Source organism: Sulfurimonas autotrophica DSM 16294 (assembly GCF_000147355.1).
Classification (GTDB): domain Bacteria; phylum Campylobacterota; class Campylobacteria; order Campylobacterales; family Sulfurimonadaceae; genus Sulfurimonas; species Sulfurimonas autotrophica.
Window position 1 is genome coordinate 1,741,304 of sequence record NC_014506.1, and the last position, 17,905, is coordinate 1,759,208.

Below are 17,905 nucleotides of genomic sequence, written 5' to 3' on the forward strand. Positions count from 1 at the left end.
ACTTTTTATAGAACTTTGTTTCTAACAAAGTTCTAATTATTTACTTCAATATATACAGGTTCAGAAAAATTTGGAACATCATCATATGAAAATACTGCGTAGTATTTATGTATATCAAGATCACCAAAATTATCATAAGTATAATTATCACTTCCTCCATATAACTTTTGACCATCATATGGGGAGCATGGAACCTTAAATCTATTTTTTACGACTATTGCACCTTTATATCCATCATCATCTGGAATATCCCATTGCAATTTAATTATTCCATTTTCCATACTCGTTCGTAAATTTTGTATTTGCTTAGGTGGGTTTTTTCTTTTACGAATATAATCCAATGTTAAAATCGGTTTATTTATTTTTTTATTATCTATCCAGTTAACATCAACACTCTTGGACGTTTCACTTTCAGACGAAGCGGAGATTACAAAAAGAGCTTTCTTATTTTCTTTTGCCAAGTCAAGCATTTCACTAATTGCATAAGTATCAAAAACAAATCTCTGTTTTGAAGACCTTTTAATATCTGTAATACTAACATCATATCCAATTCTTTCAATGATATTTCTATTTTTTATCTTCTCATATGTAATCTCACCTTCAATCGATTCCACTAGCTCTATATGAAAACGCAAATTATTTTCTTTTGCATTTACTTGATATGCCTGCATATCTATATATGCATCAGATACCACTGTATTTTCCATGTCCGGCAAATTCAATAGATCAAATTCGATACACGCATATTTCAAATTTCCATTTGCATCATATCCAGATTTAAGTGCAGTATCTTTAATATTATCACTATTAACCGTAAACTCATAAGAAGATTGAATGTCTAATTTTGCTTCATTTATAGTATATGAAATATCGAGTTTTGGTCTATATGTCAGACCACCGCTGAACTTTCCATATCCTATATCCCACTGCATAAGCTGAGAAGCTCTGTCAAGTGGTAAAGAAGTTGGTCCCTGCATTCTAAAATAGGCTTCTCTTCTTTTTAAAGCTTTTTCAAGAACTTGTACTTCTTGTTCTGCAAATTTATATTCTCTCCATACACCTTGAGCAAGTTGATATGATGAAGTTGGTCTATCTATATAAGAAAGCATTTTTGCATTTTTTATTTCATCAAAACTATCTATATTATCTATTGTTCTCTCATCCATCTGTCCGACTCGCCATTCCCCATATCTCTCAACCTGAACTGCAACTCTGTTCATTGGATAAAAAGATATTTTAGCTTCGGTAATAATTGCATTCTGAGGAATCGTTGATAAAGAAAATCCACATACTCCGTAACATTCCCCTTTTTGCTCTGAAATACCGACAAAAAGAGAATTGTTTCCAAAATGATCTCTGTTTTTTTGAGTTTTTTCCCCGACATAGCCTATTTTACTTGCTATAGGATATAAAATTTTTGAAAACATATTCTCAGCAGGTTTTGTTCTTATAGCGACTAGTTGAGCATATGGTGATTTAATAGACTTGTCTTTACAAACTGCACGTATAAAATAATAGTAATTTGTCGAACTTTTTAAATTAGAATCTATAAATGTTTTCAGCCTAGTCATTACAATTCTATTTGAAGCTTGAGCAAACCCCTTTAATTTGTTTGAACGATAAATTTCAAAATAAATTGTTTCATCATCTATATAATCCCATGAAAGTTCTACTTCTTTTGCACCTATACATGTTGCTACAAAGTTATCAACACGTTGTAAATTATCTTCTTTTTTATAATTGTTTACTTCTAAGAGTGCCATAATTAAAGCCGGAATATTTTCTTTAATATGTTCACTCATATGCTCAATATAATCACTGATATTTCTTGTGCCTACTTCAGCAACTAAAGAGAGCATGCCTTGAGAATAATAAAATTCTCGACCACTTCCTGAAATTAAATGTACTGGCGGTTTTCCCATGTGAATGCCATACTCACGGGAGGACTCTTTTCTTATTTCCTCTGCCATATTTCCGGCTAAGAGATTTAAATCAATAGCATCCTCAGCATCTTCATGTATAAAATTATGTGCAGGAAAAAAAACATTTCCTTGGGAATGGTAGTCCAATGTGATTGTTATATTTTTATGTGTAAGTACAAAATCACGAAGTGCTGCAGTTTCCGGTTCACTAAATGGTTGAGGGCCAGAGTATACGTTAGAAGTATAATTTTTATTTGGTGTAAAGCCTACACTAAAGTTTCTGTTTAAGTCGACTCCATAACTTCCATCAGGATTTTTTCTACGGTTTTTTCTCCAAAAAGCGAAATGATTTCTAGAGTATTCAAAACCGTCTGGGTTTGCACAAGGAACCATATAAAGTGTTGTTTTATCAAGTATTTGATTGAGTTGTGGGTCGTAATCTATATGTTCTAATATATATTTTGCAAATGATAGAGAAAGTTCTATGCCTATCCATTCTCTTGCATGAATTGTTCCCGTATAAAAAAGTGCCGGCTTATTTACATGTAAGTCTATATTTTTTGTAATAGAGACAGCAATGATATCTCGCTCTTCCCATGTTTTACCTATAGTTTCTACTTTAACAAGATTAGGATTTTCTTTTTGTGCAGTGTGAAAAAAATCTACACATTCATCATACGAACTATATTGTTGTCTCAAGTCATTACCTTAATTTTTTCGAAATCATACTCTTACTTCGTTTTTCTGTCAATTAAATCTACAATTAAATCAATTTTTTTATTATTAAAGTTTAATCCCATTTTTTCTTGTTCTGGAGTGGCAAAAGCAGGGATTCCATTCACTTCTAAAACTATGTATTCTTCTGTATCTCTATCATAAATAATATCTACACCGCCAATATCTACACCTGTAGCTTTGCAGGCTTTTTTAGCAATATTTACAACTTCATCATTTGCTTCACGAATAAACACACTGCCACCGCTTGTTACATTTGTCCGCCAATCAGTTCCACTCGCTTTGCGCCCATAACAAGCAACAAACTTTCCATCTACAATATCGACTCTAAAGTCAGTATTGTCATAATTTATAAATTTTTCTACATAAAAATAACGTAAATCCATTTGATTTAAAAATGGCATTAACATATCGAGGTTTGCTTCGCTTTCTATCTTCGTAAGCCCGACACCGCCCCATCCATCTGTCGGTTTATAAACCATTTTATCCCATTTTTTTATGATTTTTTTGAGTTCATGTCCATCATCCCTGTGACATAATTTATAATCAGCAGTTTTAATCCCGTTGTTTCTCAAGACAAATGAAGTATGAAATTTATCTTCTGTCAGGGCAAAAGAATCATAAGTATTAATCATAGGAATTATACGGTTCAATGCCTGATACAAATACATTTGATACAGAGTTTGTTCTCCAGCATTATAAGAGAAGAACAGGTCTAATTTATCCAACTTTTCTCCACGATGCTCTTCACCGTGATAAATTATATGTGCATTTTTTGCAATCGCATGGCGTAAATTTATATCATCCAAGACATCAATGTCTCGTTCTTTCAACTTTTTTATGATTTTCTTTCCAATTTTATCACCGCCGCCATTTTTATACAGCCACATTCCTATTTTTCTATTACTCATTTATACCCTCTCCCTTCAAAAACTTAAATTTTTTATAAAATATTCAAATAAATCACTACTCATCTCAATTCTGCTTGTAAAACTGCTTTTTAGTGCTCTTTCCTTGAGAGTATGATCTCCATCTCCGTAGGGTCCAAAACCATCAAGCGTTACAACACCGCATGAACTTACAATGTTGGCATCACTAACACCGCCTCTCTCTTCATAAGCGATTGATTGTTTTGTAATACTTTCAATTTGTTTGAGCAACTCCAAAGATGAGTCGGATGTTTGCATTACATCTCTTTGTATTCCACCGCTGAGAGTAGAGGTAATGCCATCAACAAAAGATTTTTGGACAATTTGTTCAATCTCTTTTAAAACCCTATCTCTTTCTTTTGAAATTTTATATCTTAATTCAAAAATCATTTTTGCATGAGGAGAAATTGTATTTGCGCCGATACCGCCTTCAATTTTACCGACATTAACAGTAGTTCCTTTTTCTAAGTCTGTTAATGCTACTAGTGATTGAAGTTTGTAAGAGAGCTCAAGATTTGCATCATGCCCGTCACTGTAATGATTTCCTGCATGTGCTGCCTTTCCCTCTATATCAATAAAAAATGTTCCAACACCTTTTCTTCCGGTTACTAGTTCCAAATTTTTGCCTGCTGCCTCATACACAAAGCAGTAGTCATATTCACGTGCTAATTCTGCTGTAAGATATTTTGAATCATCACTGCCTGTTTCTTCATCACTGACAAAAAGAATATCTATATTTTGAATTTTCAAGCCTTTACATGTAAGCTGACGCAGTGCTTCAAGTAAAACGATGTTACCGCCTTTCATATCACAGACTCCGGGTCCGTATACCCATTGTTCATCTTCAGTAAAATATTCAAATTTTCCTGAAGGAAAGACCGTGTCAATATGTCCTAATAAAAGAAGTTTTGGGGAATTTTCTACATGTAAAGATTTATAATGTCGATGGTTGCCTATACTGGTGCGGTTATAAATGGTCGTTTCAAAACCTAATGATTCAAACCACTCATCAAATATTTCACCGACGAGATCAACTCCCTCTTTATTTTTTGTATAGGAGTTTATTTCTACGACCTTTTTCAAGTCTTGTAAATAGTGCATTTTTATCCAAAGAATATCTAATTTATTTGATTATACTATGAATATGTTGATTGTGTTAAAAAGTTTGCTTTATTTTTCTGCAGTTGTATAAATATGTGTAGTGTGGGAATATAGTTAAAAGAGATTGAGCTAAAGAGCTCAGAAGAATTATTTTCTTCTAAGTTCTTTAATACGAGCTTTTTTACCAGCAAGTGCACGAAGATAAAATAGTTTCGCACGACGAACACGACCGCGACGAATCACTTTAATTTCTTCTATTGAGTCAGAGTAAATTGGAAAAATTCTTTCAATACCAACACCGTTAGCACCGATTTTACGTACTGTAATAGTTTGTCCAGTACCTTGACCGCGTTTAGCTATACAAACACCCTCGTAATTTTGTACACGAGTTTTGTCACCTTCTTTAATTGTTACTGCTAAGTTTACAGTATCACCAGCACGAAAATCTGGAATATTTTTTTCTGCAGTTTGTGCTTTTTCAAAGTTTTCTATGTACTTATTTCTCATAAGTTGTCCTTAATTTTTTTTCATTGCTCCGACGCAATGATATTTTATCAGCTGTTCAGGTCTAAAGAATTTGGTCTTTGCTTCAGACAAGGCTAATTTCAGTGAGCGAATTTTACTATGATTTCCCTTTAAGTATTCTGATGGAACACTTAAACCCTCATATGTTTTTGGTTTTGAAAATGATGGTGCTTCTAAAAGTGGCGTTTCAAAACTTTCAATCTCTAAAGACTCAGAATTTCCAAGCACACCTTCTCTATTTCTACTTACTGCGTCACAAATAACCAAAGAAGCTAATTCTCCTCCGGTTAGAATGTAATCACCTATAGAAAACACTTCATCCGCATATTTTTCAATAACTCTCTCATCTATACCCTCATACCTTCCACTCACAAAAGCTACATGGTTTTTCTTTGCCAAACGTTTTGCATCATTTTGTACAAAAGGTTTAGCAACGGGAGTTACAAAAATAATATGAACATTTTCATCTTTTTTTTTCAAATCATCCAATGCATCAAAAAGCGATTGTGCGTTCATTACCATACCTGCACCACCGCCGACTGCCGTATCATCAACTTTAAAATGTTTGTTTTTCGAGTAACCTCTCGGATCAAGATAGTTAATCCTTAAAAGATCTTTCTCAATCGCTCTTTTTAAAATTGAATCTTTAAAATAACCCTCGATCAGGTTAGAAAAAAGAGTAACAAAAGTAAAAGTCATTTATGACGCTTCCAAAATATCCATAGCACCACTTAAAGTGATACGCTTTTTGTCTACATCAACAGCAACTTTAAACGGTTCAATAAAAGGAACCAAAAAGCTCTTTGGCAAACCGTTTTGGACTAAACTTTCATATGTTACAATACTTAAATAATTCGTACTATTTAGTCTCTCTATTTCTTTGACTACACCAAGACATTTACTGTCTTCATAAACTTCACAATCTTCTAAATCAAACCAAAAGTATTCACCTTCTTCTAAGTGACAGTTTTTTCTTGTATCTTCATAAGTTGTAAAAAGTTTTGCATTTGTAAACTTTTTAGCATCTTCTAGGTTGGTAATATTATTAATACGTACCAAACCACGATCAAGATCAACTTCACTTAGCATGATGCTCTCTTTTTTATTAATTAAAAAAGTTGATCCCTTTACAAATTGCTCAGGAAAATCACATTTTATATGAAACTTCATATCACCTTTAATACCGACAGTTTTGCCAATAGTTGCTATATGTAACAGCTTATTGTTGCTAGATTGCTTCGACATTGATACGGTAACTCACGCCATCTTTAGCTTTACAACCAGAGATGACAGTTTTAATAGCACCAATCATCTTACCACTCTTTCCAATCAGCTTACCTATATCTTCTTGGTTTGCATAGAGAACTATTTGTGTCATTTCATCGCCCTCTTGAACTTCAACTCTTATATCATCAGGATGTGATGCTATCAGTCTTGCAAATTGTGCGACAAAATCAGCAATCATAATTAACGGCCAGTGATCTTTTTAACACGATCACTCAGTTGAGCACCAACGCCAACCCAGTAATCAACTCTTTCATTGTCAACTTGAAGTTCTTTAGTCATTGGGTTGTAATAACCTATAAGCTCAATCCAACCACCATCTCTACGTTTACGGCTATCTGTTACCGCGATACGATAAAATGGTCTTTTCTTTCTTCCCATACGAGTAAGTCTAATTACTGTCATTTTGTTTCCTGTTTTTTTTAATTTACCTATTACTGGTTAAGTCTGCACAGTGTTATATAAAAATGTAAGTTTGAGGGGAAGTTATAAATGGTGATAGGTCAAAGACTCTAAAATAATTTTGCTTCCCTCTTACCATCTCTATAGTTGGATGTACACATGTAACCAGTAATTAGGCTACAAATCTTTTTATCACAGAGGTATTGTTTAAAAAGATTTTATTGAAGTGGAATTATATCCACTTTTTTCTTAAATTACAATGTCTATCTTGGTAAGCCGCCCATTCCTCCCGGTCCTCCAGCTTGCCCCATCATTGATTGGAGTTGCTTCATACCATTTTTACCGGAGAATTTTTTCGCCATTTTACCTGCATTTTTAAATTGTTTTATCATTCTGTTTATTTCTACAAGGTCCATACCACAACCTTTTGCAATTCTTTGCTTTCTTGAGTTGTTAAGCAAATCAGGATCTTCTCTCTCTTTTTTTGTCATAGATGAAACCATCGCTTTTATATTTTTAAGTTCACCCGAGTTTTCAAAATCAAAATCTTTAATCGCTTTTGACATATTTCCCATTCCCGGAATCATTCCCATGATAGAACTCATACTGCCCATTTTTTTCATAGACTCCATCTGCTCTAAAAAGTCATTGAAATTGAACTTTCCTTTTTGAATCTTTTTGGTTAATTTCTTCGCCTGTTTTTCGTCTATAACATTGGCAGTCTTTTCAGCAAGCCCTTCAATATCTCCAAATCCCATAAGACGGTTCACAATACGCTCAGGTAAGAAAACTTCCAAGTCTTCCATCTTTTCACCCATACCAATAAAGCGAAGCGGTACCTGCACCTGTGAAGAAAGGCCCAAAGCAACACCGCCTTTTGCATCACCGTCATATTTTGAAAGAATTACTCCGTCTATACCGATTTTTTCTTTAAAAGTAGTTGCAGTTCTTACCGCATCCTGACCTGTCAAAGAGTCAGCTACATAAAAAATCTCATCAGGTTTAGCTGCATCTTTAACGGCTTTTAATTCATCCATCAATTCATCATCAATAGCCAAACGACCTGCCGTATCTATAAGTACAACATCAAATATTTTAGAGTCTGCATATTTAAGTGCTGCCTTTACCACTTCTACCGGATTTTTAGTCGCTTCATCCTCATAAAGCTCAACTTCAATTGCAGATGTAATCTGACGGAGTTGTTCAACGGCAGCAAGACGCTGCAGATCGGCTGCAACAATCAGTACTTTTTTACCCTTATTTTTCAAATAAGTTGCAAGTTTCCCTGTAGTCGTTGTTTTACCCGAACCCTGCAGACCTGTCATTAAAATAACAGTAGGAGGGTTTGGGGCGAAAACAAAACCTTTGTTACCACCTACCTCTAAAAGTTCATTGAGTGTTTCACGTAAAGCTTCAAGAAATTGATCCTTTCCGATACCTTTTTCTTTTGTACGTATTTGCACTTTTTGAATCAGTTCTTTGACAACTTTATGATTAACGTCAGCTTTTAAAAGATTCTTTTTTAATTCATTTAGTGCTTTTGAAAGTGCCTTGTCATCATCATGAAAACGAATCTTCTTTATTGCATTTGTAAACGAATCCGTTAAAGTACCAAACATAAAAACACCTCTTTTATTCTATATATAAATTTTTTTGAAATTGTAACTAAGTTTTTCTTAATTATTCAAATGTAGTAAAGCTCTTAGGCTCTTTTGCTACAAACTCCATGCCAAGGAGACGTACTTTATGCGCATGCAGCATTACACGCTTAGCGCGACGTCCGCCGTACTGTTCATCACCGACTATCGGATGGTCAATGTAGCGTGCATGTACTCTTATCTGGTGTGTGCGTCCGTTATGAATAATACATTTGACTTTTGTTTTTTTTGCACTGACAATATCAGGAAAAAATTCAGTTCTCGCCGGTTTACCTTTTGGTGAAACATTTGAGTATGCCTTATTGTTTTTTTTCTGCGTTGTGATTGCTTTATCTACTTCAATAGGCTCTGTCATTATACCCTCAACCCATGCGATATACTCTTTATAGACTTTATCATCACGAAACTCTTTAATAGCACGCTGGCGAAAATCTTCATTTTTTACAAGCATTAAAACACCACTTGTTTCACGGTCAAGTCTATGCAGTAAAACCGCCGGTTTAAACTGGCGTTCAATCTCATCAGAGTTTACATGTGCCGGTTTGTCTACGACTATAATATCATCGTTTTCAAAGATAGGCTTGACCTTTTCGACTTTTTGTATGCGAAAAACAGTTCTCTCATCTATCTCTCCGCGTGCTATCATTACTTTTTTGTTTCCGACATACACAAGTCCACGGTCTATCATAGACTTTGCGTTTGAGTTGGAAATTCCTTCTTGTTGTGCCAATAATTTATATGCTTTTTCTGTAGCCACTTTGGACTCCTTTAATCTTCTAAAATTTTGTTTATAACCGGTTTGAGATTTATTTCTTCTTCTACCATTGAAGGTGGAAGTTCTTTTGCACTTTGCAGTGCCTTTGCTATTTCATCATTCTCTACATATTGCACATGATGCACATATTTAAAGAGTTCTTTTTGATGAAAAAAATGTTTTCCCGTAATTATTTTACAGCCAAAGTATGCAGGTTCCAGTGGATTATGCCCACCGACATCAGCTTTGAATGCGCCTCCGAGTATTGCAATGTCACTAATTGCATACATGTTATTGAGTTCACCCATCATATCAACTAAAATCAAATCACTCTCAAAGTTTTTAGCTTGAGAAAAACGTGAAAGTGTGGCATTATGCTCTTTGGCATACATCTCCATCAAATTATAAACTTCATCAAAACGCTCAGGATGACGAGGAACTACAATGAGTTTTGCATCATTATTTCTTTTGTATTCAAAAAAAGCGTCAAAAATACTTTTTTCTTCTGTGGGGTGTGTACTTCCCGCTACAATAACTTCACACTCGGGTTTTACATATTCTTTTGTTTTTTCTATCTTTGCAGCCAATTTAATATTGCCGACAACTTCTATATTTTTCGCACCTAAGGCTAAAAATCTATTCTTATCAACTTCACTCTGTGCATAAATAATATCTACCTTTTGTAAAAGTCTTTTATAAAACCACGCAAATTTCATATATTTGTTTACACTTTTATCTGAAATTCTAGCATTGAGTAAAATTATTTCTGCACCGCGTGCACGTGCGACGCTAAAAAGCATATACCAAAATTCTGCCTCTAGCACTATCAGTTTTTTTTGCGGTTTTATCCAAAAAGGCAGATACATTTCATATGGTAGATAACGAACCTCTGCATCATATTTTCTTGCTTCATTATGTCCTGTCTGCGTAATTGTGCTAATCAACACCTTTTCATTTTTCAATACATCCAAAATCGGCTTTAAAGCTCTTGCTTCACCCAGCGAGCAAACATGAAACCAAATTGCATTTGTAGCGTTAAATTTAGGATTTTTAAAAAGAAAAAAACGGGCAGGAATCGATTCTTTGTATTTTTGCTTAAAAGAGAGTACTATTAAAAGTGGCAGTGCTACTATAAATAGCACGACACTTACAAAGTAGTAAAGAAGGGAAAACGGCTTCAAGCCTACTCTTCGTTAACTTTCACATAAAGAATACGTCCACAGTGAGGACATGTTGTGATATCTTCACCCTTAATGACATCGGCATATACTTTATCGCCAATCACCATATGACATCCCATACAAGCTTGGTCTTCAACAGGTACTACTGTTGTGTTTTTAGCCCAGCGACGAATTTTTTGATAAAATGCAAGACCTTTTTGATTAATATCAGATAAAAGACTCTCTTTACGTTTGAAAACTTCTTGTCTTTCTTTATTTATTTTTTCTAATTTTGTATCAACATCAGCTTTTACGCTTTCTAAGCTTGCAGTTAATTCTTCTAAAACTTTTTTTGCTGCTTCTATTTGCTCTTTTTTTGCTTCAATAATTTTTTCAAGTCTTTGAATTTCTTCATTTGCAAATGTTACTTGTTCTTTGGCAATTTCTTCTTCAAGTTGAAGAGATTTCATTTCGCGTTCAGTTTTTACTTCTGAGCTTTTTTTTGCATTTTCTTCAAGTTTTTGTGAAAGTTCTGAAAGGTGAAGTTCATTTTTTGCTTTTTTTACTTCTTCTTCTTTAATTTCGTTACTTAAATTCTCAATATCTGACTCAATACTCTTCGTTTTTGCAAGAGCTGCTTCATAATTTGCGTTCGCTTCTTCTATTTGAGGTTCAAATGCATCTATCTCTTTATCTATGATTGAAAGGTCGATTAATTGCTTTAAGTGCTTGTTCATTGGGATCCTTTAGGGGTTTTACTTTGTACCATTACTCTTATTAAAAGACTTAAATATATGTAAATGGGTTTTCTGATGATGCAATTATAACTTCTAAACCTAAAATTTTCAAATGCTTTTGCATAATTTGTGCAAAAAAGTACTCACTTTCATAGTGTCCTATGTCAATTAAAGACAATTTTATACTCTTTGCTTCCATTGCATCATGATATTTTACATCGCCTGTCAAAAAACAATCAGCATCCAAACTTCTCATCAATGAACATCCTGAACCGGTTGTAAGAGCCACTTTTTTCACTCTTTGTGCACACTTTACCGTTCTTGCACATTTTAGACCGAAAGCCTTTGAAACCTTTTGCGCAAAAACATCAAAATCTTCATCTACTTCCAAATAAGCAACAAAACCGTCTTTTCTGCAAATTTCATACCCAAGCACCTCTGTTGCTACATATTCGTTTAAATGTGTCTGGTCAAAATTTGTATGCATAGCGATATTTGAAATATTTTTTTTAATCATTTTTTGAATTAAGTTTGCCGGATACTTTGAAAATTCAAGCTGTTTGAGTCCGCCGAAAATAATCGGATGATGAGTTATTAAAAGCGTATTTTCATCCAAAGAATCAATCAATTTTTCATCCACATCAATACTCAGTGCAATTTTTGATATATCAGCTTTAAAGTCTCCAATCAAAAGACCGGAGTTGTCCCATGATTCTTGAATTTCAAACGGGGAGAGTTCATTGAGGTATTCATATATTTCGAGTATTTTCATATTATTTCTCCGCTCCCGATTTTTTCTAATTCTTCTTTTGCTTCTTCAAAATCAGGATTGAGCTTTATTGCTTTTTCATACATTGCTTTTGCTTCATCAAAATGTTTCATATCAACAAGTAGATTCCCATAATTATAATAGGTAATAGGGTTTGTGGCATCAATTTCAAGTGACTTGTTGAGATGATTTCTTGCACTCGCATATTCACCCATTTTTCTATAGAGTGATGCCATAGCTTGATGAATATAGGTATTGTTTGGATCTAATTCAAGTGCCTCTTTATAATATTCCAGTGCTTCATCATCTCTATTTTGCTGTGCGAGGGTGTAGCCCATTTTAAAAAGTGTTTCCGAATTTTTTGGCTCTTTTATATTTGCTTCGCTGTATATTGCAAGTGCTTTTTGCAAATCCCCTTTATCCATAGCTTCGTCCGCTTTTTCAACCAAAGATGAAGCATCAAAAGGCGAAAATGCTTCAGCATTTCGTTCATCTTGGGCACCTAAATGTCCATTATCTTGCGGGTCCTTGAGTGTTTGTATATGTTCGTATATTTTATAAGCAAAAAAAGCAGATGCCCCAAGCATTATTAATTGAAAAAGTGTCATAATTATTTCCTCTGTTTGTTAAAAATTAAATTATTGTTTAGTAATGTTATAAGTTGAAGCGGATCAACTTGTACTCCGTCAATTCTAGCTGAAAAATGCAAATGAGGACCTGTAACCCTGCCGCTTTTTCCAGATAAGCCTAAAAGTTCGCCTTTTTTAACAAATTGATTTTTTTTGACATTAAATTTGCTCATATGAAAGTAACAGGTATAAATACCTTCGCCATGGTCTATAACAACTGTTCCGCCTGAATAAAATCTTTTTTTAACCAAAACCACTCTACCATCATTACTGGCTATTATCGTTGTGCCTATTTTAGCCCGAAAGTCTGTACCGCTGTGATAGCCTTTAAGTGAGCCGTTATAAACTCTTGCCGTGCCAAAAGCACTTGTAATCTTACTTTGCATAGGAAAAATAAAATCTGAATGCAAATAGCTCTTGTTTGTCACAGTATGATAAATTTTCATAGCTTCATTATACTCTTTTGCTATTCTTTTTTTTACTTTAGGCAGTTTTGGATTTACTTTGGAAGAGCTTACATGTATAGTCTCTTTTTTATATTTTGCATCTTTGATTTTCAGCACAACATCTTTATATTTTTTTTTGCCATTTTTAAAATATAAAATTTTCATAGTTTTTTGACTCGGTCTGTCATAATAAGAGATAGGAATCAAAGCATAATATTCATTCTTATTAAAGGGATTCGAAAAAATTGCGATTTTTTTCTTTTCAAATTCTATTGTTTTATACGCAATATCCTTTTCTTTTGAAAATTTAATGAGTGCTGTTTTTCCATTTCCTACCTCATCATTAACAATCTTCATATTCAAAGCAAAAAGAGAAAAGGAAAAAAGGAAAAAAACAAAGAAAAATTTCATCAATAATCCTTCATAGCTCTTTGAATATCTCTTTTTTGGTCTTTTTCTTTCAAATCATTTCTTTTGTCATGCAGAAGTTTTCCTTTTGCAATAGCAATTTGCAGTTTTGCAATATTTCTTTTATTAAAATAAAGCTGCAGAGGCACTATTGTATATCCATCACGTGTTACAGCCTTTTGCATCTTTTGTAACTCTTTTTTATGTAAAAGCAATTTTCTAGAGCCTCTCTCTTCATGCCCATAGTAATGATGTGTCGTTTCAAGTCTGCCAATATGTGCATTAAATAAAAAAGCTTCTCCGTTTACAAAGCGGATAAAGCTGTCTTTTAGATTTACACGATGTGCGCGAATTCCTTTGACTTCACTCCCGCTGAGCACTAAACCTGCTTCAAACTTCTCTTCTATAAAATAATCATGATATGCTTTTTTATTTTTTGCTATTGTTTCGCCCATTTTATTTCTCTTCTTTTACTTTAAAAAAACTGCTTCCGCTTCCGCTGAAATAGTATCCGTCTTGATAATGTTGTTCTAAATCTGAATACTCCTGCAATGCAGGGTTAAACAAATCGTTTGCTTCTTTGGCATCTAACTCATTTAAAATATCTAATGAGGACTTTTTTTTCAATTCATCTGCAGCAAATCCGTCTATTGGTGCATAAAAACTTTCTCTGTATGCTTTATAAACTTGAGGTGTACTTATTTGTACCTCAGGTGTATATATATCAAATGCAAGCAACTCTTCATCAAAAGCTTCTACCACTTCACCTATCCCACTTACATTAGCACTCTCATATCCATAAATAAAAAACGGTACATCAGCACCTACATGTAACCCTATTTGTGCAAGTTCATTCAAGCTCAAACCTAAATGCAGTACTTCATTACACATTTTTAAATACGTCGCTGCATCACTACTTCCTCCACCAAGGCCGGCGAAAGCAGGGATATGTTTTTCAACTGCAATGGCGTAGGTTCTCATGAGTTTTTCAAGAGCCTGACTTGATGTAGCCTCTTTGAGTGCTACATAGGCTTTGTAAATAGTATTTTGTTTCGTCGTACAGTCAAAATCACCAATAATTTTAAATTCATTAGCTTTTGCTTGGACATTTTTTTTCGAAACAAACGAAAGTGCATCATACAAGTCATTAACTCTCATAAATCGTGAAACTATTTCATGGTATTCATTTCTTCTGCCTGTTATTTTTAAAAAGATATTTACTTTGGCATAAGCCTTATACTTTTTCATCAGCTTTTTACTTTCCCAGTATTTTGTTCAAAGAAGCAATGTCATTTTCACTTATTTCTTCTAAAGAAGCAGCTTTATTACTCTCTTTGACCTCTTCTATAAGCTCATTTCTTATAATAGAAACCTCTTTTGGTGCATCTATGCCGAGTTTTACAACGCCGTTTTCTACGGAGATAATTTTTACAACAATATTTTCACCGATTACTATAGATTCATCTGTTTTTCTTGCAAGTACTAACATTCTATCCTGCCTAATTCATATTTTACTTTGCCCTCTTGCACTGTAATAATGGAGATACTCTCGCCATTATCCAGCCAATACGTACCATCATCTTGCAATTGTAAATCTTTTAAAGCAAGAACTCTTCCATACTTTACATTTTCACTATCACCCAAATAATAATTTTGCGCAATATTTAAAGATTCTTTGATATTCAAGGCTTTTTCGCCTTCGTAAGTAAACTGCCCTTCATTGAGTCTCTCAAGCATACTTAAACTTCCATGCTCTACACCAAGTTTATGAGCAATCATTCTCCCAAGCGACCTGATGTAAGTTCCTTCACTGACTGTCGCTTCAAAAGTAACAAAGGGATGTGAATAATTTATTAGTTTTATATTATATACGGTTGAATTAATTTTATTAAGTACAACCTCTTTTCCAGCACGTGCTAAATCATAGGCACGCCGACCGTTTATACGCTTTGCACTAAAAATTGGCGGTTCGTATTCCAAATCACCCTGCAGTGAACTTACAGCTTTTTCAATAACTTGAGTAGAAAACTCATTAAAAGTAGCAACTTCTTCAATCATTTCCGTATCAAGTGTATCACTTTTCGCACCCAGCCACAGTGTCGCTTTGTATCTCTTTGGCGTTTTATTGAGAAATCTAAAGAGTTTTGTATGCGAGCCGAAACCTACAAGAAGAACTCCTTTTGCAAAAGGGTCAAGTGTTCCTGCAAAACCGGCTTTTTTATTTTTATACTTATTCTTTAATGTATAAAGATACTTGTTTGAACCAATTCCGGAAGGTTTGTAAGCAACAAACAGGCGATTCATAATCTCTCTACAAATGACGCAAGAATATCACGTTTTGTTCCTGCAAAATTAATATTGAGTTTAAATTCTCGTCCTGACTTACTCACGCCGATAATACGCCCTGTTCCAAAGATTTTATGACGTACCAAATCACCTTTTTTAAAAGCTGTGTTTTTTTCACATTTTAAAGAACCCTTACACAGGCCTGCTTCATTAAAAAAACGGCTTTTTTCCAAGTCACTTCTGCGCCCCTTATAAAATCTACTGCCGGCATGACATAAGGTTAAAGTCTCTTTTGCTCGCGTAAAAGCAACATAACCAAGTCGTCTTTCTTCTTCTAGGTCACTTCCATCACCCACAAGAGGTAAAAAACCTTCTTCCATTCCTATCACAAACACATGCTCAAATTCCAAACCTTTTGAAGCATGAATACTCATCATATAAATACTCTCTCCTTCAACCTGGTCCTGTTCGCTTTGCAAAGTAAGTTCATTTAAAAATTCATCTAAAGAGCTTTGCTGTGATTTTTTTACAAAATCTCTAAAAAGTCCATAAAATTCGTCCATATTTAGAATTCTTTCCTCACCGTCCTGCATATTTTTATAAATATCTTTAAGAGAAAAGGTATCATCAAGTACATCTATAAACTCATATGTAGCCTCTTTTGCAACTTTGGCAATCTCTTCAATATTTTTCACAAACTCTTTGAGTGTTGCGGCATTTTTCTTTCTTACCAGTCCTTCAAGTTCTTTCATAGCGGCATTTTTAATATATTCATAAAGAGATGTACCTCTTTCATGCGCTGCAAGTTCAATCTTATCAAGACTTGCTTTTCCCAATCCACGTTTTGGCTTGTTTACAATTCGTTTGAGCGAAAAATCATCATGGTGGTTTGTAATAACCCGTATATAAGAGATAAGATCTTTAATTTCAGCACGGTCATAAAAACGAAGCCCGCCAACAAGCTTATAATTAATACCCGAACGGTTTAAACCCTCTTCAATAGAACGCGAAAGCACATTTACACGATACAGAATAGCTATTTCTTTTGCACGCACACCATTGTCGAGCAGCTTTTGTACCTTCATCGCTACTTTTCTTGCCTCTTCATTTTCATCATTTGAATTGAGTGTAGCCACATCATCACCATTGCCCCGTGTTGCTATTAAGTTTTTCCCCAAGCGGGATCTGTTATGTTCGATGAGAGCATTGGCAACTTTCAAAATTGGTGCACGTGAACGATAATTTTCTTCAAGTTTAAATACATTTGTACCTGAAAAATCCTGATCAAATTCCATAATATTACGAATATGTGCACCGCGCCAGCCGTATATACTTTGGTCATCATCCCCTACAACACATAAATTATTGTGAGCTGTACAGAGTTTTTGTAACAATTTTAACTGTAATTCATTTGTATCTTGATACTCATCAATCATAATATATTGATACTTCTGCGATGTAGCCTTTGCTAACTCTGGATTTTCATCTAATAGCTTATATGTAAGGGCAATCAAATCATCAAAATCAACTAAATTATTTTCCAGTAAATATTTTTCATATTCTGCAAAAACTTCAGCAATTTGCTTATAACTAAAAAGCTCAGCCTGCTTATAAGCATCATCAGGAGACATTAAAGAGTTTTTATACCTGGAAATTTCACTCGCTATTAAAGGTGTCGGCAGTTCGGAGTTTATCTTTTTTATGATTCTTTTTTTATCGTCCGTGTCTATTACAACAAAGTTATTGGCTCTGCCCAACAGATGTATGTTAAACTTTAAAAAGAGAAGACCAAATTTGTGAAATGTACAAAGAAGCGGAGGATAAGCAACATTTTCTATCATTGAGAGAGAACGCTCTTTCATCTCTTTTGCAGCTTTGTTCGTAAATGTCAATGTAAGGGTATTTGAAGCCGGAATGCCTACTCCCTCTATTAGGTATGCTAAACGCGAGACTATCGTTGTAGTCTTACCGCTTCCCGCACCTGCAAGGATCAATACAGGTCCTTCTGTTTGTTTCACTGCTGCTGATTGAGACTCGTTTAATTTATTAAATATCTTTTCCATATATGTTCACTACTATTAGTTGTATTTCTTAATTACATTTATTATAGCTAAAATGTCATAAATTATTACAAAACTATTGCAATAATTATAATTATGA

The 17,905-nt window shown here is 34.1% G+C and carries 20 protein-coding genes; all 20 read right to left on the reverse strand.

Annotated elements, in window-relative coordinates; all coding sequences use genetic code 11:
* Positions 1-32 precede the first annotated feature (32 nt).
* On the reverse strand, positions 33-2,621 hold the full coding sequence (locus tag SAUT_RS08895) for a M14 family metallopeptidase (protein ID WP_013327549.1): 2,589 nt from the start codon (positions 2,619-2,621) through the stop codon (positions 33-35).
* A gap of 32 nt (positions 2,622-2,653) precedes the next feature.
* Positions 2,654-3,568, reverse strand: a complete 915-nt coding sequence (locus SAUT_RS08900; protein ID WP_013327550.1) for an ATP-grasp domain-containing protein — start codon at positions 3,566-3,568, stop codon at positions 2,654-2,656.
* 15 nt (positions 3,569-3,583) lie between these two features.
* On the reverse strand, positions 3,584-4,687 hold the full coding sequence (locus SAUT_RS08905; RefSeq protein ID WP_013327551.1) for a M20 family metallopeptidase: 1,104 nt from the start codon (positions 4,685-4,687) through the stop codon (positions 3,584-3,586).
* 147 nt (positions 4,688-4,834) lie between these two features.
* A complete protein-coding gene (gene rplS, locus SAUT_RS08910; protein ID WP_013327552.1) occupies positions 4,835-5,194 on the reverse strand; it encodes a 50S ribosomal protein L19 in 360 nt (119 codons plus the stop codon).
* 9 nt (positions 5,195-5,203) lie between these two features.
* A complete protein-coding gene (gene trmD, locus SAUT_RS08915; RefSeq protein WP_013327553.1) occupies positions 5,204-5,911 on the reverse strand; it encodes a tRNA (guanosine(37)-N1)-methyltransferase TrmD in 708 nt (235 codons plus the stop codon).
* Positions 5,912-6,457, reverse strand: a complete 546-nt coding sequence (gene rimM, locus SAUT_RS08920) for a ribosome maturation factor RimM (RefSeq protein WP_013327554.1) — start codon at positions 6,455-6,457, stop codon at positions 5,912-5,914.
* Positions 6,441-6,677 carry a KH domain-containing protein gene (locus SAUT_RS08925; RefSeq protein ID WP_013327555.1) on the reverse strand — a complete coding sequence of 79 codons (237 nt, stop codon included), beginning with the start codon at positions 6,675-6,677 and terminating at the stop codon, positions 6,441-6,443. Before SAUT_RS08925 ends, rimM begins: the two co-directional genes overlap by 17 nt.
* Before the next feature lie 2 nt (positions 6,678-6,679).
* On the reverse strand, positions 6,680-6,901 hold the full coding sequence (gene rpsP, locus SAUT_RS08930) for a 30S ribosomal protein S16 (RefSeq protein ID WP_013327556.1): 222 nt from the start codon (positions 6,899-6,901) through the stop codon (positions 6,680-6,682).
* Positions 6,902-7,161: 260 nt separating this feature from the next.
* Positions 7,162-8,517, reverse strand: coding sequence for a signal recognition particle protein (gene ffh / locus SAUT_RS08935; protein WP_013327557.1), 1,356 nt, complete (start codon positions 8,515-8,517; stop codon positions 7,162-7,164).
* Positions 8,518-8,578: 61 nt separating this feature from the next.
* On the reverse strand, positions 8,579-9,313 hold the full coding sequence (locus SAUT_RS08940; protein WP_013327558.1) for a pseudouridine synthase family protein: 735 nt from the start codon (positions 9,311-9,313) through the stop codon (positions 8,579-8,581).
* A gap of 11 nt (positions 9,314-9,324) precedes the next feature.
* Complete coding sequence (waaA, locus tag SAUT_RS08945; RefSeq protein ID WP_013327559.1) at positions 9,325-10,491, reverse strand: lipid IV(A) 3-deoxy-D-manno-octulosonic acid transferase; 1,167 nt, start codon at positions 10,489-10,491, stop codon at positions 9,325-9,327.
* 2 nt (positions 10,492-10,493) lie between these two features.
* A complete protein-coding gene (locus SAUT_RS08950) occupies positions 10,494-11,207 on the reverse strand; it encodes a zinc ribbon domain-containing protein (RefSeq protein WP_013327560.1) in 714 nt (237 codons plus the stop codon).
* A 49-nt stretch (positions 11,208-11,256) separates the two neighbouring features.
* Positions 11,257-11,979, reverse strand: coding sequence for a Nif3-like dinuclear metal center hexameric protein (locus SAUT_RS08955; RefSeq protein ID WP_013327561.1), 723 nt, complete (start codon positions 11,977-11,979; stop codon positions 11,257-11,259).
* Positions 11,976-12,584, reverse strand: a complete 609-nt coding sequence (locus SAUT_RS08960; protein WP_013327562.1) for a tetratricopeptide repeat protein — start codon at positions 12,582-12,584, stop codon at positions 11,976-11,978. Before SAUT_RS08960 ends, SAUT_RS08955 begins: the two co-directional genes overlap by 4 nt.
* A gap of 2 nt (positions 12,585-12,586) precedes the next feature.
* Positions 12,587-13,462, reverse strand: coding sequence for a peptidoglycan metallopeptidase Pgp3 (gene pgp3, locus SAUT_RS08965; RefSeq protein ID WP_013327563.1), 876 nt, complete (start codon positions 13,460-13,462; stop codon positions 12,587-12,589).
* Positions 13,462-13,914: an SsrA-binding protein SmpB gene (gene smpB, locus SAUT_RS08970; protein WP_013327564.1), complete on the reverse strand. Its 453-nt coding sequence runs from the start codon at positions 13,912-13,914 to the stop codon at positions 13,462-13,464. Before smpB ends, pgp3 begins: the two co-directional genes overlap by 1 nt.
* Before the next feature lies 1 nt (position 13,915).
* A complete protein-coding gene (locus SAUT_RS08975) occupies positions 13,916-14,707 on the reverse strand; it encodes a 4-(cytidine 5'-diphospho)-2-C-methyl-D-erythritol kinase (protein WP_013327565.1) in 792 nt (263 codons plus the stop codon).
* A gap of 7 nt (positions 14,708-14,714) precedes the next feature.
* Positions 14,715-14,948 carry a carbon storage regulator CsrA gene (gene csrA, locus SAUT_RS08980; RefSeq protein WP_013327566.1) on the reverse strand — a complete coding sequence of 78 codons (234 nt, stop codon included), beginning with the start codon at positions 14,946-14,948 and terminating at the stop codon, positions 14,715-14,717.
* A complete protein-coding gene (gene truB, locus SAUT_RS08985) occupies positions 14,942-15,763 on the reverse strand; it encodes a tRNA pseudouridine(55) synthase TruB (RefSeq protein WP_013327567.1) in 822 nt (273 codons plus the stop codon). The genes csrA and truB overlap by 7 nt, the downstream gene beginning before the upstream one ends.
* On the reverse strand, positions 15,760-17,808 hold the full coding sequence (locus SAUT_RS08990; RefSeq protein ID WP_013327568.1) for an ATP-dependent helicase: 2,049 nt from the start codon (positions 17,806-17,808) through the stop codon (positions 15,760-15,762). The genes truB and SAUT_RS08990 overlap by 4 nt, the downstream gene beginning before the upstream one ends.
* Between the last annotated feature and the right edge of the window lie 97 nt (positions 17,809-17,905).

Excerpts from the sequence above, each read along its gene's own strand:
- rpsP (WP_013327556.1), bottom strand. The coding sequence starts at position 6,901 with ATGACAGTAATTAGACTTACTCGTATGGGAAGAAAGAAAAGACCATTT.
- ffh (WP_013327557.1), bottom strand. The coding sequence starts at position 8,517 with ATGTTTGGTACTTTAACGGATTCGTTTACAAATGCAATAAAGAAGATT.
- trmD (WP_013327553.1), bottom strand. The coding sequence starts at position 5,911 with ATGACTTTTACTTTTGTTACTCTTTTTTCTAACCTGATCGAGGGTTAT.
- smpB (WP_013327564.1), bottom strand. The coding sequence starts at position 13,914 with ATGGGCGAAACAATAGCAAAAAATAAAAAAGCATATCATGATTATTTT.
- rimM (WP_013327554.1), bottom strand. The coding sequence starts at position 6,457 with ATGTCGAAGCAATCTAGCAACAATAAGCTGTTACATATAGCAACTATT.
- SAUT_RS08990 (WP_013327568.1), bottom strand. The coding sequence starts at position 17,808 with ATGGAAAAGATATTTAATAAATTAAACGAGTCTCAATCAGCAGCAGTG.
- SAUT_RS08955 (WP_013327561.1), bottom strand. The coding sequence starts at position 11,979 with ATGAAAATACTCGAAATATATGAATACCTCAATGAACTCTCCCCGTTT.
- truB (WP_013327567.1), bottom strand. The coding sequence starts at position 15,763 with ATGAATCGCCTGTTTGTTGCTTACAAACCTTCCGGAATTGGTTCAAAC.
- SAUT_RS08975 (WP_013327565.1), bottom strand. The coding sequence starts at position 14,707 with ATGAAAAAGTATAAGGCTTATGCCAAAGTAAATATCTTTTTAAAAATA.
- SAUT_RS08905 (WP_013327551.1), bottom strand. The coding sequence starts at position 4,687 with ATGCACTATTTACAAGACTTGAAAAAGGTCGTAGAAATAAACTCCTAT.
- rplS (WP_013327552.1), bottom strand. The coding sequence starts at position 5,194 with ATGAGAAATAAGTACATAGAAAACTTTGAAAAAGCACAAACTGCAGAA.
- SAUT_RS08900 (WP_013327550.1), bottom strand. The coding sequence starts at position 3,568 with ATGAGTAATAGAAAAATAGGAATGTGGCTGTATAAAAATGGCGGCGGT.
- SAUT_RS08960 (WP_013327562.1), bottom strand. The coding sequence starts at position 12,584 with ATGACACTTTTTCAATTAATAATGCTTGGGGCATCTGCTTTTTTTGCT.
- pgp3 (WP_013327563.1), bottom strand. The coding sequence starts at position 13,462 with ATGAAATTTTTCTTTGTTTTTTTCCTTTTTTCCTTTTCTCTTTTTGCT.
- SAUT_RS08950 (WP_013327560.1), bottom strand. The coding sequence starts at position 11,207 with ATGAACAAGCACTTAAAGCAATTAATCGACCTTTCAATCATAGATAAA.
- SAUT_RS08925 (WP_013327555.1), bottom strand. The coding sequence starts at position 6,677 with ATGATTGCTGATTTTGTCGCACAATTTGCAAGACTGATAGCATCACAT.
- csrA (WP_013327566.1), bottom strand. The coding sequence starts at position 14,948 with ATGTTAGTACTTGCAAGAAAAACAGATGAATCTATAGTAATCGGTGAA.